The organism is Frankia canadensis, assembly GCF_900197875.1.
Classification (GTDB): Bacteria; Actinomycetota; Actinomycetes; order Frankiales; family Frankiaceae; genus Frankia; species Frankia canadensis.
Genome location: NZ_FZMO01000544.1, coordinates 15738 through 27284 on the forward strand (window position 1 = coordinate 15738; position 11547 = coordinate 27284).

General features: G+C 74.8%; 11 protein-coding genes. 6 read left to right on the forward strand and 5 right to left on the reverse strand.

Annotated features, from left to right (window positions below; genetic code table 11):
• The first annotated feature begins 28 nt into the window (after nucleotides 1-28).
• The 5 genes from C1A33_RS30615 to C1A33_RS30635 are packed head-to-tail and all read left to right on the forward strand — an operon-like array spanning nucleotide 29 to nucleotide 5529.
• Nucleotides 29-1441 carry a helix-turn-helix domain-containing protein gene (locus C1A33_RS30615; protein WP_101835707.1) on the forward strand — a complete coding sequence of 471 codons (1413 nt, stop codon included), beginning with the start codon at nucleotides 29-31 and terminating at the stop codon, nucleotides 1439-1441.
• On the forward strand, nucleotides 1438-2463 hold the full coding sequence (locus C1A33_RS30620; protein ID WP_101835709.1) for a C-terminal binding protein: 1026 nt from the start codon (nucleotides 1438-1440) through the stop codon (nucleotides 2461-2463). The genes C1A33_RS30615 and C1A33_RS30620 overlap by 4 nt, the downstream gene beginning before the upstream one ends.
• 2 nt (nucleotides 2464-2465) lie before the next feature.
• On the forward strand, nucleotides 2466-3143 hold the full coding sequence (locus tag C1A33_RS30625) for an isocitrate lyase/phosphoenolpyruvate mutase family protein (RefSeq protein ID WP_101835711.1): 678 nt from the start codon (nucleotides 2466-2468) through the stop codon (nucleotides 3141-3143).
• Nucleotides 3143-4306, forward strand: coding sequence for a phosphonopyruvate decarboxylase (gene aepY / locus C1A33_RS30630; RefSeq protein ID WP_207770575.1), 1164 nt, complete (start codon nucleotides 3143-3145; stop codon nucleotides 4304-4306). The genes C1A33_RS30625 and aepY overlap by 1 nt, the downstream gene beginning before the upstream one ends.
• A complete protein-coding gene (locus C1A33_RS30635; RefSeq protein WP_101835713.1) occupies nucleotides 4303-5529 on the forward strand; it encodes a phosphonoacetaldehyde reductase in 1227 nt (408 codons plus the stop codon). Before aepY ends, C1A33_RS30635 begins: the two co-directional genes overlap by 4 nt.
• Nucleotides 5530-5544: 15 nt before the next feature.
• Here C1A33_RS30635 and C1A33_RS30640 read toward each other — a convergent pair whose 3' ends face one another.
• From C1A33_RS30640 to C1A33_RS37165, 5 genes are all read right to left on the reverse strand, one after another.
• The gene (locus C1A33_RS30640; protein ID WP_243408096.1) at nucleotides 5545-6564 is read right to left on the reverse strand and encodes a D-2-hydroxyacid dehydrogenase; all 1020 of its coding nucleotides are present in this window, start codon (nucleotides 6562-6564) and stop codon (nucleotides 5545-5547) included.
• A complete protein-coding gene (locus tag C1A33_RS30645; protein ID WP_165818656.1) occupies nucleotides 6561-7781 on the reverse strand; it encodes an aminotransferase class III-fold pyridoxal phosphate-dependent enzyme in 1221 nt (406 codons plus the stop codon). The genes C1A33_RS30640 and C1A33_RS30645 overlap by 4 nt, the downstream gene beginning before the upstream one ends.
• Before the next feature lie 137 nt (nucleotides 7782-7918).
• Nucleotides 7919-9583, reverse strand: a complete 1665-nt coding sequence (locus C1A33_RS30650; RefSeq protein ID WP_101835726.1) for a carboxylesterase/lipase family protein — start codon at nucleotides 9581-9583, stop codon at nucleotides 7919-7921.
• 425 nt (nucleotides 9584-10008) lie between these two features.
• On the reverse strand, nucleotides 10009-10467 hold the full coding sequence (locus C1A33_RS30655; protein ID WP_101835717.1) for a WD40 repeat domain-containing protein: 459 nt from the start codon (nucleotides 10465-10467) through the stop codon (nucleotides 10009-10011).
• Nucleotides 10464-10916 carry a pentapeptide repeat-containing protein gene (locus C1A33_RS37165; protein WP_243408098.1) on the reverse strand — a complete coding sequence of 151 codons (453 nt, stop codon included), beginning with the start codon at nucleotides 10914-10916 and terminating at the stop codon, nucleotides 10464-10466. The genes C1A33_RS30655 and C1A33_RS37165 overlap by 4 nt, the downstream gene beginning before the upstream one ends.
• Between C1A33_RS37165 and C1A33_RS37170 the strand changes: the two genes are divergently transcribed.
• On the forward strand, nucleotides 10888-11163 hold the full coding sequence (locus C1A33_RS37170) for a hypothetical protein (RefSeq protein ID WP_133150885.1): 276 nt from the start codon (nucleotides 10888-10890) through the stop codon (nucleotides 11161-11163). The two genes, C1A33_RS37165 and C1A33_RS37170, sit on opposite strands and share 29 nt — an antisense overlap.
• Nucleotides 11164-11547: the final 384 nt, after the last annotated feature.

Here is an 11547-nt window from a genome sequence, read left to right on the forward strand (position 1 = left end):
AAGCCGAGTGTGCCGAAGCCGAACGCCCGTGATCGAGGAGCGGCGAGACGTGCTGGTCGACGTGTTCAAGGTTGTGCACTGGATGAACGTCCGGAAGATGACGAGCCACGAGCTCGCGGACCGGCTCCATCTCGAGGTGGAGGAGTTCGGCCGGCTGCTCGCCGCCGACGAGCTCGACCTGGCCGACGAGGTCGCCGAAGCCCTGGCCCGACACCTGGAGATCGAGCTCCCGCAGCTGCGGGGGAGCACCGCCGCGACCGACGTGGTGGTCCGCACCGCCGCCGAGCTGCGCGCGACCCGCCGCGTCGTGGCCCGGGACGGCATCGCCTTCTACAACTACTACACGATGGCGGCGCCGCTCGGCCGGGTCGCGCCGGTCATCCTGGACATCCTCTGTCCCGCCGGTCGGCTCCCCGCGCTCAACAACGGCCACCTCGAACCCGCCATCACAGTGAACCTGGGGCCGGGGGACATCCGCGGCCGCTGGGGCTGCGAACTCACGCCGGCGACGTGGCGGCAGATGCGCGCGGGCACCCCCGCCGTGCCCTGGGTGACCGGCGACTCCTACGTCGAGCCGTCCTTCTGCCCGCACACCTACGCGCTCGCGTCCGACCGCCCGGCCCGGATCATCTCCTACACCGGCGAATCCGGCCTGCGGGCGCTGCTGACCGAGGCGAACGCCTGGGCCGACCATGCCTTCGAGGCGATGGTGGCCATGGCCGCCGACGGCTCGCCGGCCGCGGTCCTGCGCGACGCCCTGGCCCGCCGCGGCCACGACCTGACCAGCCTCGCCCGGCGCACCGGCATCGCCCGGGACCGGCTCGCCGCGCTGGCCGACCTGACCCTCGACGAGCTGCGCGCGATCGCCGCCGTTCTCGCCACCGACTACCGCACCCTGCTGCCCGCGCGGCGCCAGCACGACGAGGTCGGCAAGACGTTCTGCTCGGTCGAGGACAGCGTGGCGAGCATCCGCCCCTTCCGCGGCTACCAGGTCGCCGACCTCGCCGCCGCCCCGCACCTGCCCGACCTCACCGGCCTGTACCTGCGCGTCGACGCCGACGCGAGCACACCCGTCGACGCCAGCGCCACCGCCGCTCGTGCGCCGCTCGACCTGTGCGACACCACGCAGACCCACTACTTCGTCCTCGACGGCGACGTGACCCTCTGGTGGCGCCGGGACGACGCCGGCGGGGGAGGCGACGGTGGGTGCGCGGCCGGCCGGGCGCGGCTGGGCGCGGACGGCAGCGTGTGGGTGCCGCCGTTCGTCGCGCACGGCTGGACCGGCCACGGCTCGCTGGTGAAGCTCGGCAGCGGGCCGCACCTGTCCTACCGGGACCACCTGGAGCTGTCCAACACGTTCGAGGCGGGACGGGCGCTGCGCCGCGGCCGGCGCGACCGGCTTGCCTGGGGCTACGACGCCCGCAGCGGGGTGCCGGCGTGACGCGTGTCGTCTACACGGATCCGGCGTGGGCCGTCGACGGGCGCGGCGCGCTCGACCCGGCGCTGGCGACGATCGAGCGCGCCGCTCTCGGTGACGGCGTCGACCTGGGCCTCGGCGTGCGCCGCGACGGCCGCTTCCTGCTCGACGGCCCGGAGTTCGAGCGGCACGTCGCCGGCGCGGACGCGCTGGTCGTCTACCGCGCCCGGGTGACGGCCCGGCTGCTGGACGCGGTGGGTCCGTCCTGTCGGGTGGTGGCGCGCCAGGGCGTCGGCCTCGACAACCTGAACGCCGAGCTGCTGCGGGCGCGCGGGCTGTGGGGCTTCCACGTGCCCGACTACTGCGGCGACGAGGTCAGCACGCACACCCTCGCCCTCGCGCTCGCCCTCGAACGCGGCGTGTGCGTCCAGGATCGGCTGGTGCGCGACGGCGCGTGGAACATCCACGCCGGCCGGATCCCCCGGCGCACCGCGGGGCTCACCGCCGGCGTCGTGGGCTTCGGCCGGATCGGGCGCGCCACCAGCCGCAAGCTGCACGCCTGCTACGGGCGGGTCCTCGCGTACGACCCGTACGTGCCGGCGGACCTGATGGCCAGCCACGGCGTGACGTCCTGCGCGTCGACGGCGGAGCTGTTCGCCGCGTCCGACGTCGTCGTGCTTCACCCGGAGCTGACCGCCAAGACCACCCGCCTCGTCGACCGGGACGTGCTTCGCGCGGCGCGGCCGGGCGCGCTGCTGGTGAACACCGCCCGCGGCGGGCTCGTCGACCTGCCCGCCGTCCTCGACGCGCTGCGCGACGGGCGCCTCGGCGGATTCGCCTCGGACGTGTTCTCCCCGGAGGACCCGAACGACGACGAGGTCGGCCGGGCGTTGCTGCGCCGGGCGGACGTCATCGTCACCGCGCACCGGGCGTTCCTGTCCGCCGAGTCGGAGGCGAGCCTGCGCCGGCGGGTGGCCGACGGCGTCGCGCACGTCCTGCGTGACGACGCCCCGCGGCCCGCGGCGTCCCCGACGCGAGTCTGCTGACGATGACCGACTACCTGCAGGCCGCGGTGCACATCCAGCGCCGCGTCGGCGTCCCCGTCGTCGCCGACTGCGACACCGGGTTCGGCGGCGCCATGAACGTCGCCTACCTGGTGCACGAGTACGAGGCGGCGGGCATCACCGCGGTCTGCATCGAGGACAAGCTCTACCCGAAGCTCAACAGCTTCGCGCCCGGCCAGCAGGACCTGCTCGACACCGCCGCGTTCGCGCGGAAGATCGCCGTCGCCAAGCGGGTCCAGCACGGCGCCGACTTCTTCGTCATCGCCCGCACGGAGGCGCTGATCAGCGGCCTCGGCGTGGACGAGGCGCTGCACCGCGCCCACGCGTACGCCGACTCCGGCGCGGACGCGGTGCTCGTCCACTCCAAGGAACCGACGCACGCACAGGTGGGGGCGTTCCTGGACCGGTGGGACGGGCGGGTGCCGATCGTGCTGGTGCCGACCACCTATCCCGGGTGGCACTTCGACGACGCCGTCAAGGCGGGCGCGTCCCTCGTCATCTACGCCAACCAGGGCCTGCGGGCGACGATCGACGCACTGCGGACCACCTTCGACGCGATCGTCACCCGCGGCGGGTCGGCGGACCTGGAGCCCTCGCTCGCGTCGCTGTCCGACGTCTTCGCGCTCCAGCGGCTGCGTCAGTGGCAGGAGCTGGACGACTGATGGACGCCGAGCGGTTCTGCGCCGTGCTCCGCACGCGCGGCTTCACCGCCGCCACCGGTGTGCCGTGCTCGTACCTCGCCGGCCCGATCGAGGTGTACTCGCGGGCCGGGCGGTACGTGCCGGCGGCGAACGAGGGCGCCGCGCTGGGCATCGCCGCGGGCGGGGCGCTGGCCGGCACGCGGGTCGCGGTGTTCGCCCAGAACTCCGGGCTGGGCAACATGGTCAACCCGCTTGCCTCGCTGCTGATGACCTACGACCTGCCCGTGCTCGCGTTCGTCAGCCTGCGCGGCTGGCCGGACCCGGCGGGCGACGAGCCCCAGCACGCGGTTATGGGCGGGGCCACCGCCGGACTGCTCGACGCGCTCGGTGCCGCCTGGTGGCTGCTGCGCCGCGGGGCGGACGGCCTCGACACGATTCTCGACGAGACCGAGCACGAGCTGGCCCGCGGCCGCCCGGCGTTCGTCCTCGTCGAGAAGGGCGCGGTCGGCTCCGCGCTCCCGATCGCCCCAGTGCCAGTGCCAGTGCCAGCGCCAGCGCCCGCGCCCGCGGGCGAGGCGTCGCGGGCGCCGTCCCGGCTGGAGGTGCTGCGGGCGCTGCTGCCCGAGCTGCGCGGCCTGCCGGTGGTCGCGACGACCGGCTACACCTCCCGCGAGCTGTTCGCGCTGGGCGACGCCGCCAACCACTTCTACATGCAGGGCTCGATGGGGCACGCCGCCGCCGTCGCCCTGGGCCTGGCGTGGACCGCGCCCGCTGGCCGGCCGGTGGTCGTCCTCGACGGCGACGGCGCGGCACTCATGCACCTGGGCACGATGTCGACGATCGGTGCGACGGCGCCGCCGAATCTCGTGCACGTCGTGTTCGACAACGGCACCTACGCGTCCACCGGCGCGCAGGCGACCACCTCGCCGACGACGGACCTCGCCGCGGTGGCACTGGCCTGCGGGTACCGCGCGGTGCGTGGTTGCGCGCGGCCTGAGGACGCGCACTCGGAGTTGCGGGGGATGCTCGCCCGTCCAGGCCCGCACCTGCTTGTCGTACGGGTGGCGGCCACGGACGGCGGGACCGCCCCGCCCCGGGCGACCTCCGCGGTGAGCGCCCCCGACCTGCACCGCCGCTTCCACGCCTGGCTCGCGGAGACGTCCGCGACGCCGGTCGCGCCATGACCGACACCTTCGACGTGGACCTGGGGGCGACGCGCGTGCCGGGTGGGACGCCGAGGGTGGTCCGCGCGCCTGGTGCGATCTCGGTGCTGCCGCGGATGGTGGGCGCGGGGCGGCGCGTGCTGGTGGTGGCCAGTGCCCGGGCGTGGCGGGCTGTCGGGGTCGAGGGCCTGCTGGCAGGCAGTGAGATCGCGCTGTTCTCCGCGTTCACCCCCAACCCGCGCCTGGCCGACGTCGTCGAGGGCGCGCGGGTGCGGGAACGCTGGCGACCGGAGGTGATCGTCGGGATCGGCGGCGGCAGCGCGCTCGACGTGGCCAAGGCCGTTCGGCTGCTGCCCGCCGACGACGTGCGGGCCCGCGCCACGCTGCGCGGGACCGGCTGGGAGCCGTCGGCGGCGCGGCGCCCGCCGCTGGTGCTCGTGCCCACCACCGCCGGCACCGGCGCCGAGGTCACCCGGTTCGCGACGGTCTTCGACGGCCACACCAAGCTGTCGCTGGACCACCCGGCCGTGCTCGCCGACGTGGCCCTTGTCGACCCCGACCTGGCCGCGACCTGCCCGGCGGGCCTCGTCGGCAGCTGCGCCTTCGACGCGCTGTGCCATGCGGTCGAGTCCTGGTGGAGCCGGCGGTCGACCCCGCGGTCCCGGGAGTTCGCGCGCGAGGCGCTGGACGCGCTCGTCCCGCTGCTGCTGCGGCCCCCCACGGCCGCGGACGCCGCCTGCGCCTCGTCCGTCGTTGCCGGTGCGGATGCCGACGGCGGCGCGGATGCCGACGGCGGCGCGGCGCGGCGCGCGGCGCTGGCGGCGGCGGCGCTCGCGGCGGGCCGGGCCATCGATCTCACCCGGACGACGGCGGCGCACGCCTTCGCCTACGGGCTGACCACGCGGTACGGCGTCCCTCACGGGGTGGCCTGCCTGCTGAACCTCCAGTGGCTGCTGACCCACCACCTGGCCGTGGCCCGCCGGCCCGGCACGGCGCCGGAGTTCGCCGCATGCCTCGCGGCCGTCGACGAGCTGCTCGGCCGTGGGCAGCGCGAGCCGGCCGACCATCTCGGCGACGCGTTCGCCCGCTACGGCTGGTCGCCACGGCTGCGGGACTACGGTGTCGGTCCTGATGCGCTCACCGCCCTGGTGAGCGCGGGCCTGGGCTCGCGGGCCCGGGCGGGCAACAACCCGGTCGACCTGGACCCCGACGACGCGCTGCGCGGACTGCGCACGATTCTCTGAACGGCCCGGCGCCCGTCAGTCCCGCGTCGCGGCGGCCGGGACGGGCACGTAGCCGAGGTACTTGTCCACGACGTTGCGCAGGGGAAGGCCGCGCCGCCAGCGGCCGTAGTTGTCGACGAACAGCGCGGCGAGCATGGGCAGGTGGCCGACGACGTCGCCCGCCATGTGCGGCGAGACCAGGACGTTCGGCATGGACCACAGCGGCGAGCCGGCGGGCAGCGGCTCGGTGTCGAAGACGTCCAGCGCCGCGCCGGCGATGATCCCGGCGCGCAGGGCCGCCACCAGGTCGGCGGTCACCACCAGCGCGCCCCGGCCGACGTTGATGAGGCGGGCGGAGGGTTTCATCGCCGCCAGCGCCGCCGCGTCGACCAGGCCCGTGGTCCGTGCCGTCAGCGGGGCGGCGACGACCACGTAGTCGGCGTGCCCGAGCCGCCTGGTCAGCGCGTCGAGGCCGTGCACCACGCCGAAGTCGGGGTCGTGGCCGCGCCCGCCGCGCCCGACACCCTCGACCCGCATGCCCACCGCCCGCAGCGTGCGCGCGACGGCCCGCCCGATCGGCCCGGTGCCGACGATCACCGCGGTGGCACCGTCGACCCGCTCGGCCTCGCGGTACCACCACCGGCGCTCCCGCTGCGCGGCCATCGTCCCGGCGAGATCCTTCGCGAACGCGAGCACGAGGCCGAGCACGTACTCGGCGACCGGGCCCTCGAAGACACCCCGGGAGTTCGTCAGCACGACGTCGCTGTCGCGCAGCGCGGGAAACAGCACGGCGTCCACCCCGGCGCTGGCGACGTGCGTCCAGCGCAGCGCGTCCGCGGCCGGCCAGGCCGCTTCCAGCGCGCTCGAGCGGAAGTCCCAGACGAGCAGCGCGTCCGCGCCGCGCAGGTCGCCGGCGAGCCGGTCGGCCGTGGTGTACCGGACGTCGGCGCCGCGTTCGACCTCCCGCATCCCGGGCGGCCGCCGGTCCGCGCACAGCACCGCGACGATGGGCCTGGCCGGCGGGTCGGGCCTGGCCGGCGGGACGGGCGCGGTCACCGTCCCCCGGCGCGGCCGCCGCCCGCGGCCGACCAGACCAGCTCGATGCCCTCGGCGAGCTGGGCGTCCGGAATGGTCAGCGGCGGCGCCATCCGGATGCGCTCGCCGTGGCGACCGCCGCTGAACACGAGCGCGCCGGCGGCGAACGCCCGGCGTACGAGATCCCCGCTGGCGACCGCGGTCGGTTCGAAGGACAGCGACGGGCCGACCGCGTGCACGGCCCGTGCCAGCCCCGCCGCTCGCAGCCGGTCGGCGAGCTCCGTCAGCCGGGCACCGACGGCCGCGGCCAGGCCCGTCACGTCCGTGCCGTCGATGAAGCGGGTGACCTCGTGCGCGGCGGCGGTGCCCAGGGTGCCCGTCTGGAAGGTGTGCGCGAGGTAGAGGGGACCCGCGCCCGCCTCCAGGAAGCGCCGGTAGACGACGGCGGACAGCGGGTACATCCCGTTCGTCAGCGACTTGCTGTACAGCACGATGTCCGCGTCCAGACCCCAGGCCGCCGACGGGCTGAACATCCCGTGCCGGAAGAACCCACACTGGATCTCGTCGGCGATGGTGACCACCTCGGCCGCCGCCGCGGCGGCGGTCAGTTCGCCCAGCCAGTCCCGGTCGAGCGGCACATACCCGCCGGCGCCCTGCACCGGCTCGTAGATCAGGCAGGAGACGTCGTCCCAGTCACGGGGAACGGCACCGACCGGCAGGTGCACCACCTCGGGCGCGAGCCGGTCGGCGAAACCCGTGTCGTGCAGCGAGAAGGCGCGCTGCACGCTGGTGAGCGCCGCCGCGTCCACCCCGAGACCGTGGAAGGCACCGTCGATCGACATCACCCGGCCGGGCCGGCGCCGCCGCGCCAGCGCCAGCGCCGCGGCGACCGCGAAGCTGCCCCCCACCTGGTAGAGAACCCGCCGGCTGTCCGGCGCCGGCAGCCGGCCGCACAGCCAGCGCGCCACCTGCTCCGCCTCCGGCCCGTGGAAGAGCCCGGTCAGGTCGGACGAGGCGGCGAGCGCCCGCTCGATCGACGGGTTGCGATGGCCGAAGTTGACCGCGGCGTAGGCCGACATGAAGTCGGTGCACCGGTGCGCCCGGCCGTCGGTGTCGACCAGGTCCAGGGTGGCATTGTCGGCGTGGGCCAGCGTGTAGCGCCGGTCGAGCACGCCCCCCTCGTCCAGCCGACTCTGGAATCGCTCCGCGGTACGCGGCGCCGCCTCGACAATGGTCACCGCAGCTCCTCCGGCCCAGCCGAACCCGGTGCTCGGTCGCACCCGCCGGCCCACTATGAGCCGCCGCCGGCGCGCCATGGTCCCGCGCCGGGCAATCACAATCGGTCTATGACGGCCCGCTATCGGATATGCGGGCGTCAACCGGTGAGGGAGCGCCAGAAGTCGTAGTTGTGCTCGCGGGCGAGGTCGACGGGGGCGGTGCCGTTCGCTCCGGGGGCGAGAGCCAGGACGGTCGTGCCGGTGGACGGGGTGAACGGCGCCCAGGTGGGGGCGCCGGGGCCGCTGGGATCGCCGGTGCGGGCGAAACGGCTCCAGTAGCCGACCATCTCGTCGGACAGGCGCTGCTGGTCCATGGTGAGCGGGCCGGTGTACTGGGCGTTGTCGAACAGGTACTGCAGCTCGCTGGCATGGGCGGCGCCGGTCGGGAAGCTCGGCCGCGGCGGCTGGGACGCCCACGGCGCGCCGTCGTCGGCGAACTCGTAGGCGTACGTCGGGACCTGCCGGGCGAGCAGGCGGGACGTGTCGAGCGCGGGCGCCGCCCAGGTGTAGTCCGTCCACACCGCGGCCAGGGCCAGCGACGGCGAGGGATAGTCCTTCACCGGGTAGCGGGCGAAGACCCTGGCGGCCTTCGTCGGGCCGAACACCGCGGCGATCGTCGCGGTGTAGTCCACGCTGGTGGCCTCGTGCCGGGTGTAGAACTCCTCGCCGGCGACGAACGTGCGGTGCTCCTGGCGGGTCGTCCCCTGCATCACCGGCACCCTCGGGAACCGGCCGGACGTGAGCGCCTCGGTGGGGCTGACCGGCAGCACCCCGCCGCCCACCACCGGCCCGTACCCCTGCCCACCGGCGGTCACCGCCAGCAGCCCGGCCACGGGTTGCCGGCGCAGGCACGCCGCGACGGACGCCGCCGCCGGATCCTTCGTCGACCTGGACGTGCAGCCGACGGCGGAGGACAGGGTCTGCCCCGCCTTCTCGGCGGTCGCGCGGGGCCGGGGCAGCCAGTCGCCCGGGTAGGGCCACCGGCCCGCCATCGTGCACGGCCCGCTCTGGATGATCGCCCGCTGGAACAGCCCCGCGCTGCCCGGCGCCGCCAGATGGGCGCAGGTGCTCGCCCCGCCCGCGGACTCGCCGGCGACCGTCACGTTCGACGGGTCACCGCCGAACGCCGCCGCGTTGCGACGCACCCAGCGCAGCGCCGCCTGCTGGTCCTCCAGCCCGTAGTTCCCGGAAAGCCGCTGGTCCTGGCCGCCGTTGCCGGTGCCGTTGAGGGCCGGATGGGCGAGGAATCCGAGCACACCGAGCCGGTAGTTCAGCGTGACGACGACGAGGCCGCCCTGCTCGACGAGCTGGCGGGCACCGTAGAGATCGCTCGAGCCGGAGTAGAACCCGCCGCCGTGGATCCACACCAGCACCGGGCGCGGTGTTGTCGCGGCGGTCTGGCCGCCCGGGGCGGTCACGTTGAGGTACAGGCAGTCCTCGTTGTCGCTCGGCCGGTCACCCATGAACCCCACCGACTGCGCGCAGGTGGGCCCCGGCCGGGTGGCGTCCCGCGGCGCGCTCCACGGCGCGACCGGCTGCGGCGACCGCCACCGCAGCTCCCCGACCGGCGGCGCCGCATACGGAATCCCCTGAAACGTCCGCACCGCCCGGCCGACCGTCCCCACCACCGGCCCGGCGTCCGTCCCCACCTCCGTCGTACCCACCGCCTGGTCCCCGCCGGCTGGGGCAGCGTTCACCCTGTCCTCGGCGTGCGCCGTCGCCAGGCCGTCGCCACAGCCGACCAGGCCCAGGCTCGTGCTCATGGCGAGCGTCGCCGCGGCCGCCAGCGAGGCGAGCCGGCGCATCCACGGGCGCGCGGTTCGGCTCGTCGTCGCGCCACGTCGCCCGGCTGGGCCCGTCGTCGCATCGGAGCGTCCAGCCGGGCTTGCCGTCGCCTCCGGGCGACCGGTGTCCCCAGCGGGTCGTCCGGCGTCGATCCTGATAATCGTCCGACCTCCACCTTGGCGGCCACGCGTCGGCGCCGCCGCGATCACGTCTCGTCCCAGAGACGATCCTGTCGCTCGGCGGATGCCTGAACGCGGGGCGTAACTCCCGAACCTCGGGGTAGGCCTGGACCCGCCCGGGAGGCCCGCGGGGCCGCCGGGCGGGGAACCGGATGGCTCACCGCGTTCCGCGGAACGTATCCGACGCCGCCTGCGGCACCCACCGCTCACGGCCCGTTCGGGCGTCAGCGCTGCGGCCGGGAAGCCTGCGGCCGCGGAATCGGTGTGCCGGGGGCGAGCCGGCGCACAGCGGGGACGTGGTCGTCGAGCTCGCCCACCTCGAACCTGTGGTTCCCGATCACCCACCAGAACCGCCCCTGGGCCTCCCCGTCCAGGGAGTACGAGCCGTCGGGCAGCACAACCGCGTGACCGCCGTCCGGCAGTGGCACCAGGATCGCGATCTCCTCGGCCAGCGTGGCGTCCCACAGGCGGATGGTGTTGTCATCGGCGCTGGTGGCGAGGGTGTGGCCGTCGGGGGAGAACGCCATCGTGGAAATCATGGCGAGGTGGCCGGTGAGGACGCGGCGCACTGTGCCGTCGTGGGCGTCGGCGATGAGTACGGCGGAGCCGCAGGCAAGCGCGAGGGTCTGGCCGTCGGGGGCGCAGGCGATCGCCATGACGGAGCTGATCTGCGGTGCGATCACGGTAGGGGTGTCTGCTGGCCGGCACGTACGGCGACGCTGAGGAGTGGGTCCGCTGGGGCATGCCCACCGAGGAGGAGCGCGCCGGTCCAGCGTGTGTCGGTGAAGGCTGCGGTGGCTCGCAGGTCGACGTCGGTCAGACGCGCGCCGGTCAGGTCGGCGTCGGTGAGGTCGGTGTGGGCGAGGCCCGCGTTGGTGAGGTCGGCGCCGCGCAGGTCGGCGCCGCGCAGATCCTGGTGGGACACGTCGCGGCCGGACAGGTCCTGGCCGGCGAGCTGGGCGTGGCCGAGGCTGGCGGGCCGGGACAGCCGTGCGTCGATCCGCAGGACGAGGACGAGGACGAGGACGAGCGCGTTCGCGTTGGCTGTCGCGGACGCCGAGCGGTCGAGGATGATCTGCTCCGCCAGACCCTCCGCGAGGGTCGTGCCGAGTGGTGACGACGACCTTGGCACTGCCCTGCGCGGCGGCGAGCAGGGTGGTGAGGTGCTCGGTGGCGCGGGCGTAGGTGACGCGGACGGCCAGTTCGTCGTAGCCGTCGAAGAACAGCGCGATCCGGCCCTCGCGCAGCAGGTAGTGGAAGGCGGCCAGGTCGAAGCGGTCCTCGTCCGCGCCGGCGAGGTGGGAGGCGACGAGCTGGTCGAGGCTGTGGGACTTGTCGAGGTCGCGCAGCTCGATGGCCCAGTGACGCCCGTCGAATAGCGGCCGGCGACCTGCTCGGACACCCGGTTGACGACCTCTGGACTGAGGGGGTCCTCGCAGACCAGGACGACCCGCTCGGTGGTGAACCCCGTCGTGGTCGCGGTCCCTCAGCCACAGGTGCGCGGGCGCGGTCGGACTCGCATTCACGGCCTGAAGCTCGGCCTGCGGAAAGCGGAGCCGAGTGATCTGCTCGACCCGCCGCAGCGACGATCCGAATCGCGCGGTGCGCCGCAGCCGAGATGGTGAACGGGAGTCCTCGACCTCGACCACCCGGTCCGGGCGATCCCCGCACCCATGGTCGCCAGCCTTCTCGGCTGACAGGGGTCACGGTGTCCATTCACGGGTGAGTGACAGCGGTCCGCTGAGCTGGGCGTTTGTGTTGGG

Coding starts and splice junctions, on each gene's coding strand:
- C1A33_RS30635 (WP_101835713.1), top strand. CDS start 4,303: ATGACCGACACCTTCGACGTGGACCTGGGGGCGACGCGCGTGCCGGGT.
- C1A33_RS30650 (WP_101835726.1), bottom strand. CDS start 9,583: ATGAGCACGAGCCTGGGCCTGGTCGGCTGTGGCGACGGCCTGGCGACG.
- C1A33_RS30625 (WP_101835711.1), top strand. CDS start 2,466: ATGACCGACTACCTGCAGGCCGCGGTGCACATCCAGCGCCGCGTCGGC.
- aepY (WP_207770575.1), top strand. CDS start 3,143: ATGGACGCCGAGCGGTTCTGCGCCGTGCTCCGCACGCGCGGCTTCACC.